The organism is Lysinibacillus sp. GJ-1 (assembly GCF_021166035.1).
GTDB classification, from domain to species: domain Bacteria; phylum Bacillota; class Bacilli; order Bacillales_A; family Planococcaceae; genus Lysinibacillus; species Lysinibacillus sphaericus.
The window spans coordinates 972,198-994,360 of sequence record NZ_CP088912.1; the positions used below are offsets into that span (position 1 = coordinate 972,198).

Below are 22,163 nucleotides of genomic sequence, written 5' to 3' on the forward strand. Positions count from 1 at the left end.
AACGATGACAAAAAAGTCGTTGACGTTATCCGTGATATTCATAATCATGTTGTTATTAGCTGCTTGCAGTAGCACGAATAAAGAGCAGGCAAACGAGTCCAAAGGCAGCAATGATAAACCAACACAAATAGAGGACAACAAAGTAGACACAAGTTTATTACCAACTGAAGTAACAAATGAGGGAGAAGCCATTGCAGGGGGGACACTACATGTAGGACTTGTATCGGACTCGCCGTTCAAGGGCATTTTCCTTGCTGAACTTTCTGCGGATGCTACGGATTCATCCATTACAGGTTATGCTTCAAATAGTCTATTTGAAGTCGATGGTGATTTTTTATTAACTGATGAGGGAATTGCCAAGTTAGAAGTCGACACTGACAATAAAAAAGTAACAATCACGATTCAAGGCGATGTGAAATGGTCGGATGGTACGCCATTAACGGCAGAGGATTTAATTTATCCATATGAGATTATCGCCCATCCCGATTATGAAGGTGTGCGCTATGATGATGATTTTCGAAATATTATAGGAGCTGAAGAATACCATGATGGCAAAGCAAATACGATAGCAGGCATTAAAAAAATAGATGACAAATCGATTGAAATCGCACTTAAAAAAGTGTCACCCGCTATTTATTCAGGTGGCGATGGCTTATGGGGCTATGCGGCACCGAAACATCAACTAGCCTCCATTGCAGTAAAAGATTTAATATCGTCTGATGCTGTACGCAAAAATCCAATTACACTTGGGCCATTTAAATTTGACCATATCGTCAATGGAGAGTCTGTACAGTTTGTTGCCAATGAGCATTATTATAAAGGAAAGCCAAAAATTGATAAGCTGATTGTTCAAGTTGTTTCAACTTCAACTGTAGGTGAAGCTGTGAAGGCAGGGCAATTTGACATTGTTTCATTCCCTGCTACACAATATGATAGTATAAAAAATTTATCGAATATTTCTATATTAGGGCGCCCTGAGTTGTCATACAGTTACCTTGGTTTTAAATTAGGGAAATACGATCAAGAAAAGGGCGAAAACATTTATGATGAAAATGCAAAAATGAATGATATCCAATTACGTCAGGCAATTGCGTATGCAATGGATATTGAAAGTGTAACAGATAAATTTTATCAAGGTTTGCGAGTGCGTGCGAATTCATTAATACCACCAGCTTTCAAAACTTACTATGATGACATGCTGGAAGGCTATCATTTTGATCCTGAAAAAGCAAAACAATTACTAGATGCAGCAGGCTATAAAGATATAGATGGTGACGGTATTCGTGAAGATAAAGAGGGCAATAAGTTTATCATTCGTTTAGCTGCAATGTCAGGCTCTGATACGGATGAAGCGATTGTCGAGTACTATCGTCAAAACTGGAAAGATGTTGGGCTTGATGTACAACTAACGACATGCCGTTTAATTGAATTCAACAATTTCTACGATAAAGTACAAGCAGATGACCCGGAAATTGATATGTATATGGCTGCGTGGCAAACTGGCTCGAACCCATCACCAGTAGGATTGTATGGAAAAGGCGCAGCATTTAACTTTAGTCGCTACGTTTCGGATGATTTAACGAAGTTGTTAACTGATATTGACTCTGAAGAAGCGCTCGATCAAGCATATCGTGCACAAGCATTCCGTAAATGGCAAGAATATATGGCTGACAAGGCAATGGTAGTTCCTATGTATTTCCGTACTTCAATTATTGCGGTCAATAAACGAATAAAAAGCTATAATATTGATCGTGAAACAGGTACAGAGATTCAAGATCTTGAATTGATAGCTGATGAGCCAATAAAATAAGCGTAAAGAGATGTTTAAAAGAATAATCCTAAAAAAAATGATCCATCCAATGCATAATTGCAGTGGATGGATCATATATATTACTTAGTGCCAACCCAAGTTTTCACAAGGTCAGCAGTACCATATACATAATGTTGTTCGCCAACTTCATGGTATGTGGCGCTTTCGTCAACTTCTGTATGTGTATAAGGGATACGTTGACGACGCTTTTCTGACATAGGGTCTGGAAGCGGAATAGCTGATAATAATGATTTTGTATAAGGGTGTACAGGATGATTGTAAATATCATCTGCTTTACCAATTTCCATAATTTTACCACGGTACATAACAGCGATACGGTCACTGATATATTTAACCATCGAAAGGTCATGGGCAATGAAAAGATACGTTAAGCCACGTTCTTTTTGTAGTTGTTTTAATAAGTTTACAACTTGCGCTTGAATCGATACGTCAAGTGCAGAGATAGGTTCATCGGCAATGATAAACTTAGGATCTAAGCTTAGCGCACGTGCGATACCGATACGTTGACGTTGACCACCAGAGAATTCATGGGCATAACGGTTAGCGTGCTCTTTGTTTAAACCAACAGCTTCAAGCAATTGGTTGATTTTTTCGCGACGTGCTTTCTTATCCTTATACAAACCGTGAATATCGAAAGCTTCCCCAATGATTTCTCCAGCCGTCATACGCGGGTTTAACGATGCGTATGGATCTTGGAAAATCATTTGCATTTGACGATTAAAATTCTTTAATTCATTTTTAGATTTTTTACCATGAACGTTTTCACCGTCGAAAATAATTTCGCCACCTGTAATATCATAGAGGCGAATGATTGAACGACCAGTCGTTGATTTACCACAGCCTGATTCACCAACAAGACCAAGTGTTTCACCTTCGTAGACATCAAAACTAATACCATCAACAGCTTTAATAGGGTTGCTTGGTGAACCGAAATATTGCTTTACGTTTTTAACTTCAAGAATTTTTTTTGCACCCGTTTTAGTCATTGAATTCTTCCTCCTTCGCAATAAAGCCTTCAATACGTTTAGCAACCGCATCTGGAAGTGGAATTTTTGGCGCGTCAGGATGCAACAACCAAGTTTTTGCATAGTGTGTGTCGCTTACTTTGAACATTGGTGGCTCTTGCTCATAGTCAATGGCCATTGCAAATTCATTACGAGCAGCAAACGCATCACCTTTTGGAGGATTTGTAAGATCCGGTGGTGAACCTGGAATCGTACGTAATAGCTCGTCCTCATTACTATCTAAATCAGGCATAGAACCAAGTAATCCCCAAGTATAAGGATGTTTTGGATTATAGAAAATATCATCTACTGTACCGTATTCAACGATTTGACCAGCGTACATAACGGCTACACGGTCAGCAACGTTAGCCACAACACCAAGGTCGTGGGTAATGAAAATGATAGATGTTTTAGAATTCTTTTGGATTTCTTTCATTAATTCTAAAATTTGTGCTTGAATAGTTACGTCTAATGCTGTTGTAGGCTCATCGGCAATTAACAACTTCGGATCTGCCGCAAGTGCAATAGCGATTACAACACGTTGGCGCATCCCGCCTGAAAATTCATGTGGATATTGGTTATAACGTTTTTCAGGGAATGGAATACCTACTTGCGTTAAAAGTTCAATCGCGCGTTTTTTCGCCGCATCTTTTGAAACTTTTTTATGTTGTAAAATTACTTCAGTAATTTGACGTCCGACCTTCATCGTTGGGTTCAAACTTGTCATCGGATCTTGGAAAATCATAGCAATTTCATTTCCGCGCACTTTTGACATTTCTTTTTCACTAAGTGGAATTAAATCACGGCCATTGAATAAAATTTGTCCTGACTCATAAATACCAGGTGGCTGTGGAATTAATTTCATTAAGGCGTTACTCGTAACACTCTTACCAGAACCAGATTCACCAACGATCGCTAGCGTTTCACCTTCTTTTAAATCGAAGTTTACACCACGAACAGCATGGACAAGTCCAGCATAAGTTTTAAAGTTAATTTTTAAATCTTTTACTTCTAAAATTGTTTTACTCATTACGGCCACCTCCTTATTTACGTAGTTTTGGATCTAGTGCATCTCGTAAGCCATCACCAATAGCATTAAACGCAAAGATTGTTAGCGAGATAAATACTGCTGGGAAAATTAAGCGCCACGGAGCGTTAGCAATCGCTTTATTTCCGTCAGATGCCATTGTACCCCATGAAGCGTGTGGAGCAGGGACACCAAGTCCAAGGTAACTTAAGAACGATTCCGTGAAAATAGCAGATGGAATTGTTAATGTCATTGTTACTAAAATTGCACCAAGCGCATTTGGAATTAAATGTTTTAAAATTAAATGCCCTGTGCTAGCACCTAAAGTACGTGCAGCAAGTACATATTCTTGATTTTTAATCGATAATACTTCACCACGGACGATACGAGCCATGTTAATCCAACCTGTAATCGAAAGGGCGATAATCATAGGGAATAGACCTGGTTGTAAAACAACTAATAATACGATTACAACTAATAGGTAAGGAACCGCAGTTAATACGTCGGCAATACGCATCATAATATTATCAACGCGACCACCAGCTAAACCTGAAATACTTCCCCAAAGAACGCCGATAATTAAGTCAATAACCGCCGCTGTAATCCCGATAAATAAGGAAATACGAGCACCTGCCCAAATACGTACGAAAATATCACGACCTAAATCATCTGTCCCAAACCAAAATTCTGCAGATGGTGGAGAGTTGAAAACACCAAGTTGATCGCTGTATTTATATTGTGAAAGCATCGGTGCAAAAATCGCCATTAAAATAATGATGATTAAAGTGACTAAACCAAAAATCGCCATCTTGTTATGTGAAAAACGAATAAATACTTCCTTCCAGAAGGAAACGGATTTATCAGCTAATTTATCAGTTGCTTCATGATTTCCACCGACAATTTTAAACATATCTTTGTTAATCGGTTGTTGCGTCATTACTTTTTCGCTCCCTTCAACTTAATTCGCGGATCAATAAAGCTATATAAAATATCGACAATTAATACCGCAAATAAAAGGATGATTGAATAGAACACTGTCGTTCCCATGATAACTGTGTAATCACGGTTTGTAATACTTTGTACAAAGTGTTTACCTAGACCAGGGATTGCGAATATATTTTCAACGATAAAACTACCTGTTACAACACCAGCTGTTAATGGACCAAGGTACGTGATAACTGGTAGAAGGGCATTACGTAAAGTATGGCGGAAAACGACTGTCCATTTGCCAATCCCTTTCGCACGAGCCATTTTTACATAATCACTGCTGTTTTGTTCAAGCATACTGGAACGTGTTAGTTTAGCGATAAAGCCCATATGTGAGAACGCAATAGCAAGGGCAGGTAAAATACTATAGACGAAGCCTTTCCATCCACTAACAGGGAACCAGCCTAATTTAAAGGCTAAGAAATACTGCATTAAGCCTGCCAAAATAAACGATGGTACCGATATTCCGAGCACCGCAAAGGACGTTGCCAAATAATCCGGCCACTTATTATGATAAAGCGCTGAAACTACGCCTATTAATACACCGAATCCAACCGCCAATAGCATAGCTTCAATCCCAAGAGTTAACGAAACAGGGAAGCTCTCATTAATCATGTCATTTGTAGAACGCGCTTTATACTTCATAGACTCACCGAAATTAAATGATGCCGTATCGATTAAATAATCTTTATATTGAATATACCAAGGGTTATTTAATCCATACGTTTCGTTTAACTTTTCCTCGATTTGCGGAGGGAAATTACGTTCACTTGCAAAAGGACTACCTGGAGCAAGACGCATTAAGAAAAACGTAGCCGTTACGATGACGAAAAGCGCGAGAAGTATATACATCAGCCTTTTCAAAATATAATTAATCACATAAAACTCCTCCTTCTATTTGTCAATTTTCTGACAAATATATGCCTTCGTATTTTAAAAAGAGCTGACTCGCGCCGAAGTGGCTTCGAGGCAGCTCTTCGCTGTAGAGCTTAAAAAATATTATTTAGATTATTTAGCGTCTAAATCAACGTTTTTAAGTTGGATGATACCAAGTCTATCTGGTCCCATGTTTTTAACATACTTTTGTTTTACTGAAAGGTTTGTGTAGTAGTAGATTGGCGCAACTGGGAATTCTGAAACTGCGATAGCTTCAGCTTCTTTTAATAGCTCAAGACGTTTAGCTGTATCTACTTCTGCAACTGATTGTTTTAACAATTCTTTGTACTTCGGATTTTCCCAACCAGTATCGTTGTTACCGTTTTTAGCAGTATCGTACATTTCTAAGAATGTGTAAGGATCGTTGTAGTCTGCAATCCAGCCCATACGACCGATTTGATAGTCAAGAACGTTAAGTTTTTCTAAGTAAACTTGCCATTCTGAGTTATCAAGACTTACAGTAATTCCAAGGTTTTTGCTCCATCCTTCTTGGATGTATTGAGCGATAGAAGCGTGTGCTTCACTTGTATTGAATGATAAGTTGATTTTGATATCTTTAGCGTCTTTAATACCAAGTTCTTTCATACCAGCTTCAAGTGCTGCTTTAGCACCTTCAACATCGTTATCTTTGTAGTAACCGCGGTCTTCTTCAAAACCACTGATTGCAGATGGAACCATACCTAATGCAGGTTTTTGTTCACCTTTAGTTACGTTGTCAATTAAGCCTTGACGGTCGATTGCTAATGTTAACGCTTTACGGATGTTAGCGTTTCCAGTAACTTTATCTGTTGTGTTGAATTTGTACCAATAGATAGCAGCATAGTCATCAATATTTAATGACTTGTCAGCTTTGAATCCATCAATAGCATCAAGTGCTACTGTTTGGTATGGAGAACCTAAGTAATCAATTTCTCCATTTTTGAACATTGTTACAGCAGTTGCTTCGTTTTCAACCATACCGATGTTTACTGTATTAACTGCTACGTTTGCAGCATCCCAGTAACCGTCGTTTTTCTTAAGCACGATTGAATCACTGTGTTTCCAAGTATCTAATGTATATGGTCCGTTTGTTACGTAGTTTTCACCAGCTTCAGCGTACCAATCATCTTTACCTTCAACCACTTTTTGGTTGATTGGTGAGTAAGTTTTGAATGCAGTTAACTCTAAGAAGTAAGCAGTTGGGTTTGCTAAAGTAACAACTAATGTTTTTTCATCTTCAGCTTTAATTCCTACTTCATCAACAGAACCAGCACCTGTATTGTAAGCTTCAGCACCTTTAATTGGGTAGAATACAGAAGCATATTCAGATAGGTTTTCTGGATTTAAAGCCCATTTCCAAGCATATTCGAAGTCGCCAGCAACTACTGGATCTCCGTTTGTCCATTTTGCATCGCGTAAGTGGAATGTGTAAGTTAAACCATCTTCACTTACATCCCATTTCTCAGCCATAGCTGGCTGTGGTTGTCCATCAGCGTCTGCACGAGTTAGACCTTCAAATACGTTAATTAAGATTGCACTAGATGTAGAATCTGTTGCAAGTTGTGGGTGTAAAGATGGTGGCTCAGAAGGTATTACTAAGTTCAGCTCTTTTGCTGTTTCTGATGAACCAGAATCTTTTTTATCGTCTTTTGCTTTGTCAGACGAATCTCCACCAAAGCCACATGCAGCAAGTACTAATGAAAATACTGCAAGGACAGTTAGTAATAAAAACTTTTTGTTCTTATTCATGTGAATCCCCCTTATACAATTTTTAAGCCTTTTGTGAAGCTCCTATTTAATATACCAAAAAAGTCATTGTGCACAAAATAAAAAAGATTCAAATTTATATAGTATTATCTGACATTTACAAGAATAATAATTTTCTTCTGTTTATCACTTTAGAGTACAAAAGTGTTTAAATAATGAGAATTTGATTTAAAATAGCTAAAAATATCAAAAATGAAACAAAATCAAAAAAATGATTTACTATACGGAAAATTCCTATTTTTTTGATAATATTATTACAAAATAAAAAATGATTCTAAAGTCATAGATGTTCTACCTTGAAGAATTTTTATAGTTTTGTAGAAAATCATTGTAAAACTAAGTGAATATGATTTTTTATTAGGTAATTTTTTGCAGTTTCTAATCTAAAAATATGAATAATACTATCTATAAATGATATATAAAAATTTTGTTTTGTATTTATCTAGTATTTAGCTTTGGGAGAGAAAAAAAGGGAAATTGAGAGAAATTTGTATGATTTAACATGACTATTTATGTTGTTTATAGGGGGATTTTAGCACAAGAAAGTAGTCTAATGTTTTTTTAAAATAATTCATTTGCCTTTGTAATCGCTATTTTTTATAAAAAATGTGGGGTGTTTTTCAATTAAGAATAGATTTTTGATTGTGCAGTTTCCTCTTTTCGACAGAAATCAACAAAGTCAGCTAAATTTTGTATAAAAATGATTTCATATCTAAATTTCACGTTTTATCATTCGGATTATCCAATTATTTCTAAAAAATCGTGTAAAAAAACACTCTAGAATAAACGCTGTCTCGTTATCAGCATTTACCTAGAATGTTTACTTATTGTTTTATAACTTAAATTGGTGAATCTGATTTTGTAATTCTAAAGATTTCTCGCTTAATTCTGTTGCAACGAAGTTTACTTGTTGAATTGTAGCTGCTTGTTCTTTCATAGCTTCGGCAATAATCTTTGTATTATCCGCACTTGCTGAAGCGCCGTAAGCAATTTCAGCAACTGATGCGGCTACTTGTTCAGCGCTGGCAGATATTTCTTCTGATGTTGCTGAAATATCTTCTATTTGATCGGACATCGTCGTAATTGCTTGGACAATGGATTCGAAAGCAATACCTGCTTCTCCAATCATTTTAACACCATCATTTACAGAATGAAGACCGTCGACTACTGCTTTTTCTACATTTTTAGTATCTTGCTGAATATCTTGTGTTAAAGCGACAATTTTATTAGCGGATTGTTTTGATTCTTCGGCTAGCTTGCGCACCTCATCTGCTACAACAGCAAAGCCTTTCCCGTGTTCACCTGCGCGTGCTGCTTCGATAGCGGCATTTAGAGCGAGCAGGTTGGTTTGATCTGTAATTGTTGTAATAACTTCTGTAATATTGCTGATTTCTACTGATTGTTTACTTAGTTTTTGAACGAGTGTGTTAATAAGTTGAGTAGAATCATTGATTACATTCATTTGCTGTTGGGCTTCTTCTATTATATTGTTCCCTGTATTGGCTGTTTCTGATGTAGCGATGGCGCTATGGTGAAGCTGTTGTGTTGCTTCTGCAATACGTTGTACACCTGTAGCTGTTTCATCCATTGCGGCAGCACTTTCCTTTGCAGCAATTGTTGCGGTTTCGGCCGCGGCGGCGGTTTCATGAATGCGTGAAGAAACTTCTTCTGTTGTAGCAGAAACTTCTTCAGTAGAAGCCGTTAACTCCTCGGCTGCGCCTGTTAAATGTTCTGAGTTATTTTGAATATGTGTCATTAAATTACTTAAGTTACTTTTCATCGTATTAAAGGCTATCGCCAGTTGTCCAATTTCATCTTTAGAGTGGTTGGTAATATCTTGATGATATAATTCACCGTTTGCAATGTTGTTGGCAGCGGCTACAACTGATTTTAAAGGGGTAGTAACTTTGCGATGTACATAAAGCATTAAGAATATGCCAAGTGCTACACCAATAATAATCGCGATAATCGAAATGATTTGTGAATTTTTTACTGCTTCTTTAGATTCTGCTGTAATATTCTCTAGCTGTGTTTTTTGGTAATCGACAACTTTATTTGAGACTTCTAGTAGTCCTCGGTTTGCTTGTTGTGCATCACTATTGACTATTTTTAACGCCTCATCTAATTTTCCTTCATCATGTAAAGCTAAAGCACGATCAGCTGCTTTGTTAAAAGCATCGTTATATGTATCAAGTTCTTTGGCATATTCAACCATTTCGGGCGAATCTGCTTTTTTTGCAATTTCGGCAACGTGCTCATCTAACAATCCAGCGTGTTTAATTAAACTATCCTTATTACTTGCTGTATCTTCTATAAACATTGCGCGAATAAAAAGACCTTGCATCGCCATTTCAAATTGAATACTATCTGACAGTTCTACTTGGGAAACGCGGTCTTCTAATGCAGCTTCAACTTTCTTCTCAATATTGGAAAATTGGTTGAACAAAATAAGCAAAGACATAAATAAGATCAAAATAATTGAGAAAAAACCGAAGCTTAATTTTTTGCCAACAGACATAGTAATACGCCCTTTCTAAAATGCTTTAAAATTTTTTATAGTTAAATTAAGACATCGTAGAAGCGAGAAGTCAATAAGCGGACATAGAAACAGTTCAGAATATTCATGCTTAAAATCTTTTTATTTTATGATAGGGCACATTGCCTGTGAAAATTGAAATGGACACAAATTTTTATCGTTATATAGTACGGATTGCTGTGGATGAACAACTGAAAAAAATTGGGGCTAGGACATAACGATAAAATTTTTATAAAATCGTAGGATTTCGGTGCAAGATTGTTATTGAGTATGCACAAGTACTTAGCTATTTTTTCTTTTGTAATGAGGATAAATAGAAGAGCATATTACATGTTGTAGCGCCTTGCGGTGTACCTGCGTAAAGCAATCCCCTTGCGGATAGCAACGGCATAACAAAAGAAGTGGCTGAAATATAACTAAAAAAATATAAGGAACAATAAATTTTTTGTTATGGAGAACTTATCTATTCTTGCATTTGCAATAAATAAAACATTAGAAGGGTTCACTAGTTGTTGGTAGCGGATGCGGTGACTCCTGCTCAGAACGCACACAGCGTAAGACGCTGGCATTCCGCGCGTTAGCGAGGGTTGCGGCTTACTGTGCTGAGCGGAAAGCACCGCCGAGCCAACAACAACGGCGCAGCAAAAAAGGTGTTAGACTGACTGCCATCAATCTAACACCTTTTCTCTTTTGTCCCAGCCTCTATTGTATTATTAAGACTGTTTCTTTAATTGTAAAATAACCGTTTCGTCGGGATCTATAAACAATGTTTTTTGTTCGAAGTAAATAACGAATCCTGGTTTGGCACCATTAGGTTTTTTCACTTGTCTTATTTCTGTATAATCTACCGGAACAGAAGATGAGTCACGTGCTTTTGAGAAATAGGCGGCAAGTGTTGCAGCTTCTCGCAATGTCGTATCATCGGGATTAGCGTTGTGAATGACTACATGAGAGCCTGGTATATCTTTTGTATGTAGCCAAATATCTGTACGCTTTGCTATTTTAAATGTCAGCATATCATTTTGCTTGTTGTTTTTCCCTACAGAAATGGGCGTTCCTGTAGATGATAGATAATGTTCGGGTTCAGGTTTAAGCTGTTTTTTCTTTTTCTTAGCGTGACGAAGTTTTAAATAGCCCTGTTCCGCTAATTCTTCACGAATCTCTTGGATATCACCAGGCGATGCTTGTTGCACTTGTTGCGCTAACATCTCAAAATAGGTTATTTCTTCTCTCGTTTTTTCGAGTTGCTCTTGCACCATAATAAGGGCATTTTTAGCCTTCGTATATTTCGTGTAATAACTTTGTGCATTTTCAATCGGTGTTTTACGCTCACTTACCGGAATCGTCACTTGTTCAGCAGATTCACTGTAATAGTTTGTGACGGTCACTTCCTTCACACCTTTTTCAAAAGCGTAAATATTGGCCATCAATAGTTCCCCATACAATTGGAACTGATCTAGTTTGGAGGCGCGTTCATAGTCTTTCGTCAGTTTTTTGATTTTTAATGATAGTTTGTCGATTTCGTTTTGTAACCAGCGTTCTAAATCACCTGCTTGTTGCTTCACACGATCTCGCTCCGCGCGAGCAAAGAATACACGGTCAAGAAGCTCATGTACATTTGGGTAGGCAGTTTTCTCTCCTTGTAAATGTGTTAAAGCAATTGGGGAGAAGTATGTTTTACCATGCGCGTAAACATACATCGGTTCTTTGCCACCATCATTAAAATCTGCCATAAAGTCCTTGAAGCATCCGACTTTGTTTGACGTGGCGGTTAAGCGAAATAATAACTCCTCTGCATGTAATGGAGAAAAGCCAATAAATTGCGACACAATATCTTTAGCGGTTTTTGGCTCTGCGAAAAATGCAGCTAGTTGCTCATCATCGACCGTAAGAGGTTGCCATTTATTTTGTGCAGGTGGGGCGATATAAGGCTGTCCTGGTAATATTGTTCGGAAACTATTCATCGAAGGTGATAAATGTTTCAAACTGTCGATAATTTTATTTTGTTCTGTATCAATTAATAACAGGTTACTATGGCGACCCATAATTTCTGCATGTAGTTCCCGTACAATGGGATCACCGATTTCATTTTTACTTTGGATTTCTACTATAATAATACGATCTAACTCATGCTGTTTAATAGAAGAAATAAAACCACCCTCTAGATGCTTACGTAAAAGCATACAAAACATAGGGGGCTCAGCAGGGTTTTCGATTGTTTGCTCTGTAAGATGTACACGTGCATAGGAAGGGTGGATAGAAAATAATAATTTATGGTTCCCTCCATTTGCACGGATTTGTAAAACAACTTCCTGAGCGTTAGGTTGATGTATTTTCGTAATACGACCTGTTACTAATTTTTGTAGGTCTGTTGTCATTGAATAAGTAAATAAACCATCAAATGCCATTTTAATTCCTCTTTCCAACGATATATTGCATCATTGTGTTTTCGTATTTGCGCTGAAAAGGTCTGCTAAAACGAACTACAATGGTGCAATTCATAATTTTATAAAGTGTTCCCAAAACAGCCATTTCAAGCACGAATGCTTTTTTAGTATGTTTATCATAGCATTTTTTAGGTGAATATTAAAATATAGCTTCAGATGTGGTAGAATTAATTTTTGCTCTAGCGATTTTTTTGTGGAGAGACGTCATAAATGACGGAGCTTATGTTATAATTATCCCAGTATGCAAAGAAAGGTGTGACGAACCTTGGTGCGTAGTATGACTGGTTTTGGCAGAGGTGTCACAACAACAAGAGACTTTCAGTTAACCGTAGAAATACGCTCGGTCAACCATCGTTTTTTAGAAATTCATGCAAAATTTCCGAAAGAATGGCTTGAAGCAGAAGTTTTTGCGAAGAAATTAATTTCACAAGCTTTATCCCGAGGGAAAATTGATGTGATGGTATATGTAAAAGATTTAGAAAATGTCGAGCAATCTATTGAAATTAATTGGTCATTAATTGAAGCGTATCGTAAGGCAAAAGAACAATTAGCAAGTAAAGTACCGCTAGAAGAAAAATGGACGATGCAGGAGCTACTAGCGCTTGAGAAAGCATTGGTACAAGAAAAGCCGCAACTAACGCCAGAAGATTTATTAGGTGCTGTGGAACATGCGGTAACAGAAGCCATTGGACAGTTGATTCAAATGCGTGAGCGTGAAGGGCAAGAATTGCAAGATGTTGTTGTACAATATAAAGAACAGCTAATGGAACAAGTGAATCAAATACGTTCATGTTCTTCACTTGCTGTTGAAAAATATCGTACACGTTTAGTAGAACGGATTGCTGAAATTGCAGAAGTAGCGCTTTTAGAAGATCGTTTACTCGCAGAAGTAGCGATATTTGCAGAACGAGTGGACATAACGGAAGAATTGGATCGATTAGATAGTCATTTTAACCAACTGGAAGAAACGTTACTAGAAACCGTTTCAATCGGGCGTAAATTAGACTTTTTAATGCAGGAAATCCATCGTGAAATCAATACGATAGGTTCTAAAAATCAATCGACAGAAGCAGCCGTTGCAGTAGTTCAGGCAAAAACAATTTTAGAAAAGATGCGTGAGCAAGTTCAAAATATCGAATAACATGCCTGCATCTGTTATAAATTAAGGGAGATATAGAGAATAAATGATAAAAGAACGTGGATTATTAATTGTTCTGTCAGGCCCGTCTGGTGTAGGAAAAGGGACAGTGCGAAAAGAATTATTTTCTCAACCGAATACGAATTATGAGTATTCCATCTCAATGACAACACGAAATCCTCGCGAAGGTGAAGTAGATGGTGTAGACTATTTTTTCAAGACACGTGAAGAGTTTGAAACGTTAATTGACCAAGGTGGCTTATTAGAACACGCTGAATTTGTAGGCAATTACTATGGCACGCCGTTAGCCTATGTAAATGAAACACTTGATGCTGGTCGTGATGTATTTTTGGAGATTGAAGTACAAGGAGCAGCACAAATTCGTAAAAAAGCACCGGATGCCTTATTTATTTTCTTAGCCCCTCCAAGTTTAACGGAATTAAAAGATCGTTTAGTTGGCCGTGGGACAGAAACAGCGGATGTTATTGCAAAGCGCATTGCAACTGCAAGTGAAGAGCTTGAAATGATGAGCTTATACGATTATGTAGTTGAAAATGATGAAGTGACAAATGCCTGTGATCGTATAAATGCGATTATTAAAGCCGAGCATTGTCGAAGAGAACGTGTTGAAAAAAGATATTTGTCAATGTTGAGAGGAGAATAAACCAATGTTATACCCATCAGTAGATGCCTTAAAAAAAGAAATCGATTCAAAATATTCTTTAGTAAGTTTAGCATCAAAACGTGCTCGTCAAATGCAAGAAGTAGAAGGTACTGAGCGCCTACACAAATATGTTTCCTATAAATATGTAGGAAAAGCACTTGAAGAGGTAGCAGCAGGTGTACTTACAAAAGTATCACAGGATGAGTCCGCTGTGTACGAAGACGAAATCTAACATTGATGGTATAAAGCTTTTGCCAAGTTAATGTTAAAATCTGCAGTGATTTTTTGATTATACAAAAATGCCGAGAGCTCCCGAGGAAATTGTCCTTTGGGAGCTTATCGTTTGAAAGGACGACATTGTAGATGAATAAAAATATTTTACTTTGTGTTTCAGGTGGTATTGCGGTTTATAAAGCTGTCGCGCTAGTGAGTAAACTATCGCAGGCGGGTGCCCGTGTAAAGGTCATTATGACAGCATCAGCCCGGCAGTTTGTCAATCCGCTAAGCTTTCAAGTCATGTCAAAAAATGATGTCTACTTCGATACATTTGATGAAAAAGATTCGAATGTCATTGCCCATATAGATTTAGCTGACTGGGCAGATTTAATATTAGTCGCTCCTGCAACTGCCAATGTGATTGGCAAACTAGCAAACGGTATTGCAGACGATATGGTAACAACGACATTACTTGCTACTACTGTACCTGTTTGGATTGCACCCGCGATGAATGTCCATATGTATGATCATCCAGCGGTTAAGCGCAATTTGGCACAACTAGCAACAGATGGTTATCAATTTATCGAACCGTCAGAAGGCTTTTTAGCATGTGGCTATGTTGGGAAAGGTCGTTTAGAGGAGCCAGAGAAAATTACGGCACTTGTGCAAAAGTATTTTTTCGCTCCAAAGCCATTAGCAGGACGAACGGTGCTTGTAACAGCCGGAGCAAGTTATGTCCCTATGGATAATCAGCATGTAATTACTACAAAGGCCAATGGTAAGGTTGGACAAGCGTTAGCGAGAGAAGCGCAAGCACTAGGGGCACATGTCATTCTTTTAGGTGAAGAAGGAACAAATGCGTATGACCTTATAACGCAAGTAGAGAACGTTAAAAAGCAAAACGCACAGCTCTTATTTATCCACGCAGCCAACATACCAACAATTGAAAGTGCCCCTACTCTATCCATTGCAGGTACAGAGGCAGTGACATTTGGACAAAAAGTGCTAGGGAATCCGGTGTTACAAGTAATAGCCGATGAATGGATTGACTATAGTCAAACAGCAACAATAAACGGACAAATTGTCAATATTTCAGATACGACACAATTTGCAAAAGTTTTATGGCATCATATATTAAAAGGTGAGTCGCAATGAACGTTTTATACGCAGAGATCATAGTGGATGTTTCAACATACCATGTAGATCGCTCATTTGACTATGCGGTTCCTGTAGAATGGGTAGCTGTTATAGAGAAAGGCTGTCGTGTAAAAGTACCATTTGGACCGAGAAATGTACTAGGATTTGTTGTAGGTTTAAAACATGAGACAGATGTTCCAACTAATAAAATAAAGCCGATTGCTCAAATTTTAGATATAGAGCCTGTTTTTACTGAAGAAATGTTGTTGATGGCAAAGTGGCTTAAAAATGAAACAATTTGCTATGAAATTGATGCTTTGCAAGTAATGCTACCCTCCGCATTACGAGCTAAGTATGAAAAAATCGTCAAATTACTCGATCATCAAACGATTTTGCCAATGGCTGTCCAACAAATTTTTGGGAAGCGACAACAGGCAAACTTTAAGGAATTTGAACGGGCAGGATTATTGCCACTCTTAAAAACGTTAATTGCCGATAAAATTGTAAAAATAGAAAATGTCGTGAAGCAACAAGGCAATGTAAAAGAAGTTCGTATGGTAAAGATAACTGAGGACGAACAAGCATTAAGCAATGCTATGCAAGAGGCATCAAGAGCTGCGAAGCAACGTTCTTTAATTGAATGGATGGCTTCGCATTTAGGTGAAGTTTTTACACCACAGCAAATTTATGAAGCAACTGCTGTCTCGGCTGCTGTATTACAAGCGGTTATTGAAAAAGGCGCAGCAAGTTTTATACAAGAAGAAGTGTATCGCGATCCTTTTACAAAGGATGTTGCACGTACACAGTCCTTACAATTAACGGACGAACAAGCCGTTGCATTAAAAGCAATTACGCATTCTATTGATACACAATCTGCTGCCACCTTTTTATTGCAAGGTGTTACAGGTAGTGGCAAAACGGAAGTTTACTTGCAAGCGATTCAAAAGGTTTTAAATGACGGCAAGGAAGCTATTATGTTAGTGCCTGAAATTTCGTTAACGCCCCAAATGACGGAGCGTTTTCGTAGTCGTTTTGGTGAGATGGTTGCCGTGATGCATAGTGGGTTATCTGTTGGAGAGAAGTATGATGAGTGGCGTAAAATTCAACAAGGGAAAGTAAGGGTTGTAGTAGGTGCCCGTTCAGCAATTTTCGCACCCTTTACTAATTTAGGGCTAATTATCTTAGATGAAGAGCATGAATCGACTTACAAGCAGGAAGATTCACCCCGTTACCATGCGAGAGATGTAGCCATTTGGCGAAGCCAATATTACCGTTGTCCTGTTATTTTAGGTAGTGCGACACCCGCTCTTGAGTCATATGCCCGTGCGAAAAAAGGGGTCTATACACTATTAACGTTAAAACAGCGTGCACTGCATCAAGCAATGCCAACTGTATATGTTGCAGATATGCGAGAGGAACTTCAAAAAGGAAACCGCTCGATGTTTTCGGAACTACTAATTGAAGGGATACGAACGCGACTTGAACGACGAGAACAGATGGTGTTGTTTTTAAATCGAAGAGGTTATTCGTCCTTTGTGCTATGTCGAGATTGTGGGACGGTCGTGCAATGTCCGAACTGTGATATTTCATTAACCTATCATCGCACAACGGAAAAACTTAAGTGTCATTACTGTGGTTATGAAGAGCATGTGCCACAAATTTGCCCGCAATGTCAAAGTGAGCATATTCGATATTTTGGTACAGGGACACAAAAGGTAGAAGAAGAAATCTATAAATTATTTCCAGAAGCAAGGGTATTACGAATGGATGTTGATACAACAAAGCACAAGGGGGCACATGAAGAGATTTTGCAAGCATTTGGTGAGGGGCAAGCTGATATTTTACTCGGTACGCAAATGATTGCAAAGGGACTTGATTTTCCTAATATTACACTTGTTGGTGTGCTTAGTGCCGATACATCATTACATTTACCAGACTACCGTGCTGCGGAGCGGACTTTTCAATTACTTACACAGGTAAGTGGTAGAGCAGGTCGTCATGATAAAGCGGGTGAAGTCGTAATCCAAACTTATACGCCTGAGCATTATGCAATTGAATTAGCTAAAGTACAAGATTACGAGCCATTTTATGAACGGGAAATGTTTTTACGCCGTCGTTCGGGCTATCCACCTTATTATTTCGTTGCACTTATACAAGTATCGCATGAAGATGTCATGATGGCAGCAGAGTATGCAGGACGTGCAACAGATTGGCTTCGAGGAAATTTATCCAATCAAGTGTCCATTATTGGCCCAACAGTTGCGAGTATTAGCCGCCTCCAAAATAGATATCGCTATCAATGTTTGATAAAATATAAAATTGAACCAAATCTGATACCTGTCTTGCAACGTTTACTTGCGATGTATCGAGCAGAATGGATTAAACAGGGGATATTAATGACGGTTGATTTAGACCCGTCTACGATATAAAAAGGCGCAATAGCTCTTTTCGAGCAAGCTTGACTACCGCATAATGGATTTAAATGGCGATTTGCCTAAGAGTGAAATGAAGGCAAGAGAGCGTCTTATATAATAGAAATGAGGAACGAAAAATGGCGATTAAAAAAGTAATCGAACATCCAGCAAAAGTATTATCTACACCATGTGCTGAAGTAACAGAAATTAACGAAGATATTATTGCATTACTTGATGATTTATACGACACGATGGTGGAATATGATGGCGTTGGGATTGCCGCACCACAAATTAATGTTGGACTACGCGTGGCAATTGTCGAGCTAGGTGAAGAAAGAGATATTTTAGAAATGATTAACCCTACTGTTATTAAAACAGACGGAGCAGAAGTGGATATCGAAGGGTGTTTAAGCTTCCCAGGATTATATGGTGAAGTTGAACGTCCTGATTATGTGAAAATTGAAGCTTGTGACCGAGAAGGGCGTGTCTATGAGCTTGAAGCTGGTGGCTTTGAAGCGCGAGCGATTTTACATGAAATCGATCATTTAGATGGTATATTATTTGATTCTAAAATTAAGCGCATTGTGACAGAAGAAGAGCTAGAAGAAATGTACGCAGAAGAGGAGGAATAATATGACGTCAATTATTTTTATGGGGACACCTGATTTCTCAGCGCCAATTTTGCGTATGCTACACAATGAGGGCTATGATATCAAGGCTGTTGTGACGCAACCAGATCGACCAGTTGGGCGTAAGCGAGTGCTAACACCGCCACCTGTTAAAGCAGCAGCATTGGAATTAGGATTGCCTGTTATTCAACCAGAAAAGCTACGTGGCTCTGAGGAATTACAGCAAATACTGGATTTACAACCGGATATCGTTATTACAGCAGCTTTTGGGCAAATTTTACCGAAAGAATTGCTCGATGCACCGCCGCTTGGCTGCATTAATGTGCATGCCTCCCTTTTACCGAAATATCGAGGTGGAGCGCCAATTCACCAAGCTATTATCGATGGTGAAAAAGAAACAGGCGTAACGATTATGTATATGGCGGAGAAGTTAGATGCAGGCGATATCATATCTCAAAAGGCAATTGCTATTGAAGAAGATGACCATACAGGTGGTCTATTTAATAAACTAAGTGTTGTAGGGTGTGAGCTATTAAAAGAAACACTTCCTTCTATTATTAATAGAACAAATAGCCGGACAGTACAAGATGAAACACAAGTGACATTTGCCAGCAATATATCGCGGGAACAAGAGCGAATTGATTGGGCAAAGGATGCCACGACTCTCTACAATCAAGTGCGAGGATTACACCCTTGGCCAGTAGCCTATACAACATTTGAAGAAGGTAACTTTAAAATTTGGTGGGCACAAGTTGGACAAGCGAAACATAACGTGACACCTGGTACAGTGGTAGCAATTGCAAAGGATCATTTTGAAGTTGCGGCTGGCAATGGGACAGCGCTAGCATTATACGATATTCAACCAGCAGGAAAAAAACGAATGACGGCAGAGGACTATTTGCGAGGCACAGGTTCGAAATTACAGATCGGGGACCAATTTAAATGAGTAAAAAAAGCGTAGTAATTTGGGATGGCAATGTACGAGATGCCGCACTTTCTATCCTACTAGCAGTAGATAAAAACCAAGCATATAGTAATTTACTTTTACACGAAACGATTAAACGCCATAAAATAGAAGCAAAGGATCGTGCACTTTTAACAGAAATTACGTATGGGACGCTTCAATATAAAATGACCCTTGACTACTATTTAGAGCCATTTATTCGTGGTAAACTAGATCATTGGGTGCGTTGGCTACTGCGTTTGTCGTTATATCAAATGCACTATTTAACACGTATACCACCGCATGCAGCCGTAAACGAAGCGGTAGAAATTGCAAAACGTCGTGGACACCAAGGTATTGCTTCGACAGTAAACGGTATTTTGCGTTCTATCTTGCGTCAAGGCGTAAGAGCAATAGAGGATATAACAGATCCTATCGAACGTCTTGCTATTGAAACGAGTCATCCACAATGGTTAGTTGAACGCTTTGTTCATAATTATGGTCTGGAAGTAGCGACAGCAATGCTTCACGAAAATAATGTTCCGCCGGTGCAAACGGTGCGCGTCAATAGAACCGTGGCAACACCAGAACAAGCGATTGCCAGTTTACAAGCGGAAGGCTTAACAGTACAGCAAAGTGACCTAATGCCAGAATGTCTTCATGTTACAAATGGGCAACCTGCTCGTACAAAAGCGTTTCAAGATGGTGTGATTACCATTCAAGATGAAAGCTCCATGATTCCTGCAAATGTGTTGAATCCTTCTCCAGGTATGCGCGTCTTAGATATGTGTGCAGCACCAGGTGGTAAAACGACGCATCTTGCGGAGAAAATGGGCAATAAAGGTTCTATTTTGGCAACGGATTTACACCCACATAAATTAGATTTAATCGACCATAATACAGAACGTCTAGGACTGGATATTGTAGAAACGGCTCCGATTGATGGACGCAAGGCTCCAAACTTTTTACAATTGGAATCGTTCGATGCGGTGTTAGTCGATGCACCATGTAGTGGCTTAGGGGTTATGCGTCGTAAGCCGGATATTAAATATACGAAGCGTGAAGAGGATTTAGAAAATCTTCAAAAAATTCAACTGGCGCTACTTGATGCGGCAACGAAAGTATTAAAACAAGATGGCAAGCTTGTCTATAGTACATGCACAGTCGATAAACAAGAAAACGAAGGCACTGTTGAGGCCTTTTTAACAGAGCATCCAGAAATGGAAGCTATACAACTAGAATCTTTACCAACAAAATTAACGGAAAAGCAAGCAAATGGCATGCTTCAAGTCTTTCCACAAGACTTCGGCAGCGATGGTTTCTTCGTCGCGGCCTTTCGTAAAAAAGGAGAATCCAACTAATGGTGGATCAAGAGCAATTTAATGAACGTATTAATGATTTAGTCGAGGAAGCGGAAGATCAGCCTGTTCGACGAGCGAAAAAAGAAAAACCGAATTTAAAAGAATCTATTTATTCATTACAACCGCACCAATTAGAAGAATGGCTAAAAGAAAATGGGGAAAAAGCATTCCGCGCTGCACAAATTTTTGATTGGCTATACAATAAACGAGTAAAAACATTTGAAGAAATGTCTAATCTATCAAAAGCATTACGTGACAAGTTAGAGGCAAGTTTTGCTTTAACAACATTGTCAACGATTATTAAACAAGAATCAAAAGATGGTACGATTAAATTTTTATTCCAATTACAAGATGGCTATTCCATTGAAACAGTTTTAATGCGCCATGAATATGGCAACTCTGTTTGTGTCACAACGCAAGTGGGCTGTCGAATTGGTTGTACGTTCTGTGCATCTACGTTAGGTGGTTTAAAACGCCATTTACTAGCGGGGGAAATTGTAGAGCAAGTTGTCAAAGTACAGCAAGCTTTAGATGAAGTAAACGAACGCGTATCTCATATCGTTATTATGGGCATAGGCGAACCTTTCGATAATTACGATGCTATGATGAATTTCCTAAAAGTAATCAATCATGAAAAGGGCTTAAACATTGGAGCACGTCATATTACCGTTTCAACATCGGGCATTGTACCAAAAATTTATCAATTTGCTGATGAACAGCTTCAAATTAACTTTGCTGTATCCTTGCACGCACCGAACCAAGAGGCGCGTCAAAAACTAATGCCTATTGCACGTGCCTACAAATTAGATGAACTGATGGAAGCCGTTCGTTACTATACGAAAAAAACAGGACGTCGTGTTAGTTTTGAGTATGGTTTAATGTCTGGTGAAAATGATTCAGTTGAAGTGGCAGAAGAATTATCTGCTCTTATAAAAGGGATTAAATGCCATGTGAACTTAATTCCTGTAAACTACGTACCAGAACGTGATTATATTCGCACATCTCGTAGTAAAATTTTTGCTTTTGAGAAAACATTAAAGAAAAATGGTATTAACGTAACAATCCGTAGAGAGCAAGGTTCAGATATTGATGCGGCTTGCGGACAATTACGTGCGAAAGAGAGATCTGAAGAAACGAGGTGACCAGT

17 protein-coding genes are annotated in these 22,163 nt (G+C 38.4%); 10 read left to right on the forward strand and 7 right to left on the reverse strand.

Annotation, left to right across the window (positions count from 1 at the left end; translation table 11 throughout):
• Positions 1–4: 4 nt before the first annotated feature.
• Positions 5–1,810, forward strand: a complete 1,806-nt coding sequence (locus tag LO754_RS04465) for an oligopeptide ABC transporter substrate-binding protein (protein ID WP_231785688.1) — start codon at positions 5–7, stop codon at positions 1,808–1,810.
• A gap of 80 nt (positions 1,811–1,890) precedes the next feature.
• Here the strand turns inward: LO754_RS04465 and LO754_RS04470 are convergent, their stop codons facing one another.
• The 7 genes from LO754_RS04470 to LO754_RS04500 form a co-directional block, all read right to left on the reverse strand.
• The gene (locus LO754_RS04470) at positions 1,891–2,817 is read right to left on the reverse strand and encodes an ABC transporter ATP-binding protein (RefSeq protein ID WP_024362099.1); all 927 of its coding nucleotides are present in this window, start codon (positions 2,815–2,817) and stop codon (positions 1,891–1,893) included.
• A complete protein-coding gene (locus tag LO754_RS04475; RefSeq protein ID WP_024362098.1) occupies positions 2,810–3,865 on the reverse strand; it encodes an ABC transporter ATP-binding protein in 1,056 nt (351 codons plus the stop codon). The genes LO754_RS04470 and LO754_RS04475 overlap by 8 nt, the downstream gene beginning before the upstream one ends.
• 13 nt (positions 3,866–3,878) lie before the next feature.
• Positions 3,879–4,799: an ABC transporter permease gene (locus tag LO754_RS04480; protein WP_024362097.1), complete on the reverse strand. Its 921-nt coding sequence runs from the start codon at positions 4,797–4,799 to the stop codon at positions 3,879–3,881.
• A complete protein-coding gene (locus LO754_RS04485) occupies positions 4,799–5,728 on the reverse strand; it encodes an ABC transporter permease (protein ID WP_024362096.1) in 930 nt (309 codons plus the stop codon). The genes LO754_RS04480 and LO754_RS04485 overlap by 1 nt, the downstream gene beginning before the upstream one ends.
• A 129-nt stretch (positions 5,729–5,857) precedes the next feature.
• Positions 5,858–7,513, reverse strand: coding sequence for a peptide ABC transporter substrate-binding protein (locus LO754_RS04490; RefSeq protein ID WP_025218771.1), 1,656 nt, complete (start codon positions 7,511–7,513; stop codon positions 5,858–5,860).
• A gap of 850 nt (positions 7,514–8,363) precedes the next feature.
• The gene (locus LO754_RS04495; RefSeq protein WP_025218772.1) at positions 8,364–10,049 is read right to left on the reverse strand and encodes a methyl-accepting chemotaxis protein; all 1,686 of its coding nucleotides are present in this window, start codon (positions 10,047–10,049) and stop codon (positions 8,364–8,366) included.
• Positions 10,050–10,780: 731 nt separating this feature from the next.
• Positions 10,781–12,475, reverse strand: coding sequence for an NFACT RNA binding domain-containing protein (locus LO754_RS04500; protein ID WP_231785689.1), 1,695 nt, complete (start codon positions 12,473–12,475; stop codon positions 10,781–10,783).
• Positions 12,476–12,779: 304 nt separating this feature from the next.
• On the opposite strand from LO754_RS04500, the gene LO754_RS04505 reads away from it, so the two are divergent.
• From LO754_RS04505 to rlmN, 9 genes are all read left to right on the forward strand, one after another.
• Positions 12,780–13,655: a YicC/YloC family endoribonuclease gene (locus LO754_RS04505; RefSeq protein WP_024362092.1), complete on the forward strand. Its 876-nt coding sequence runs from the start codon at positions 12,780–12,782 to the stop codon at positions 13,653–13,655.
• 43 nt (positions 13,656–13,698) lie between these two features.
• Positions 13,699–14,316: a guanylate kinase gene (gene gmk, locus LO754_RS04510; protein WP_024362091.1), complete on the forward strand. Its 618-nt coding sequence runs from the start codon at positions 13,699–13,701 to the stop codon at positions 14,314–14,316.
• Between the two features lie 4 nt (positions 14,317–14,320).
• On the forward strand, positions 14,321–14,548 hold the full coding sequence (gene rpoZ / locus LO754_RS04515) for a DNA-directed RNA polymerase subunit omega (RefSeq protein ID WP_024362090.1): 228 nt from the start codon (positions 14,321–14,323) through the stop codon (positions 14,546–14,548).
• 131 nt (positions 14,549–14,679) lie between these two features.
• Positions 14,680–15,687 carry a bifunctional phosphopantothenoylcysteine decarboxylase/phosphopantothenate--cysteine ligase CoaBC gene (coaBC, locus tag LO754_RS04520; RefSeq protein WP_231785690.1) on the forward strand — a complete coding sequence of 336 codons (1,008 nt, stop codon included), beginning with the start codon at positions 14,680–14,682 and terminating at the stop codon, positions 15,685–15,687.
• Positions 15,684–18,098, forward strand: coding sequence for a primosomal protein N' (gene priA, locus LO754_RS04525; RefSeq protein WP_231785691.1), 2,415 nt, complete (start codon positions 15,684–15,686; stop codon positions 18,096–18,098). Before coaBC ends, priA begins: the two co-directional genes overlap by 4 nt.
• A 122-nt stretch (positions 18,099–18,220) precedes the next feature.
• Positions 18,221–18,715 carry a peptide deformylase gene (def, locus tag LO754_RS04530; RefSeq protein WP_024362087.1) on the forward strand — a complete coding sequence of 165 codons (495 nt, stop codon included), beginning with the start codon at positions 18,221–18,223 and terminating at the stop codon, positions 18,713–18,715.
• Between the two features lies 1 nt (position 18,716).
• The gene (gene fmt / locus LO754_RS04535) at positions 18,717–19,658 is read left to right on the forward strand and encodes a methionyl-tRNA formyltransferase (RefSeq protein WP_024362086.1); all 942 of its coding nucleotides are present in this window, start codon (positions 18,717–18,719) and stop codon (positions 19,656–19,658) included.
• Positions 19,655–21,016, forward strand: coding sequence for a 16S rRNA (cytosine(967)-C(5))-methyltransferase RsmB (gene rsmB / locus LO754_RS04540; RefSeq protein ID WP_231785692.1), 1,362 nt, complete (start codon positions 19,655–19,657; stop codon positions 21,014–21,016). The genes fmt and rsmB overlap by 4 nt, the downstream gene beginning before the upstream one ends.
• Entirely contained in the window at positions 21,016–22,158 is a 1,143-nt protein-coding gene (rlmN, locus tag LO754_RS04545) for a dual-specificity RNA methyltransferase RlmN (protein ID WP_024362084.1), read from the forward strand. Before rsmB ends, rlmN begins: the two co-directional genes overlap by 1 nt.
• The last annotated feature ends 5 nt before the right edge of the window (positions 22,159–22,163 follow it).

Excerpts from the sequence above, each read along its gene's own strand:
- LO754_RS04465 (WP_231785688.1), top strand. The coding sequence starts at position 5 with ATGACAAAAAAGTCGTTGACGTTATCCGTGATATTCATAATCATGTTG.
- LO754_RS04470 (WP_024362099.1), bottom strand. The coding sequence starts at position 2,817 with ATGACTAAAACGGGTGCAAAAAAAATTCTTGAAGTTAAAAACGTAAAG.
- LO754_RS04475 (WP_024362098.1), bottom strand. The coding sequence starts at position 3,865 with ATGAGTAAAACAATTTTAGAAGTAAAAGATTTAAAAATTAACTTTAAA.
- LO754_RS04480 (WP_024362097.1), bottom strand. The coding sequence starts at position 4,799 with ATGACGCAACAACCGATTAACAAAGATATGTTTAAAATTGTCGGTGGA.
- LO754_RS04490 (WP_025218771.1), bottom strand. The coding sequence starts at position 7,513 with ATGAATAAGAACAAAAAGTTTTTATTACTAACTGTCCTTGCAGTATTT.
- LO754_RS04495 (WP_025218772.1), bottom strand. The coding sequence starts at position 10,049 with ATGTCTGTTGGCAAAAAATTAAGCTTCGGTTTTTTCTCAATTATTTTG.
- LO754_RS04500 (WP_231785689.1), bottom strand. The coding sequence starts at position 12,475 with ATGGCATTTGATGGTTTATTTACTTATTCAATGACAACAGACCTACAA.
- gmk (WP_024362091.1), top strand. The coding sequence starts at position 13,699 with ATGATAAAAGAACGTGGATTATTAATTGTTCTGTCAGGCCCGTCTGGT.
- rpoZ (WP_024362090.1), top strand. The coding sequence starts at position 14,321 with ATGTTATACCCATCAGTAGATGCCTTAAAAAAAGAAATCGATTCAAAA.
- coaBC (WP_231785690.1), top strand. The coding sequence starts at position 14,680 with ATGAATAAAAATATTTTACTTTGTGTTTCAGGTGGTATTGCGGTTTAT.
- priA (WP_231785691.1), top strand. The coding sequence starts at position 15,684 with ATGAACGTTTTATACGCAGAGATCATAGTGGATGTTTCAACATACCAT.
- def (WP_024362087.1), top strand. The coding sequence starts at position 18,221 with ATGGCGATTAAAAAAGTAATCGAACATCCAGCAAAAGTATTATCTACA.
- fmt (WP_024362086.1), top strand. The coding sequence starts at position 18,717 with ATGACGTCAATTATTTTTATGGGGACACCTGATTTCTCAGCGCCAATT.
- rsmB (WP_231785692.1), top strand. The coding sequence starts at position 19,655 with ATGAGTAAAAAAAGCGTAGTAATTTGGGATGGCAATGTACGAGATGCC.
- rlmN (WP_024362084.1), top strand. The coding sequence starts at position 21,016 with ATGGTGGATCAAGAGCAATTTAATGAACGTATTAATGATTTAGTCGAG.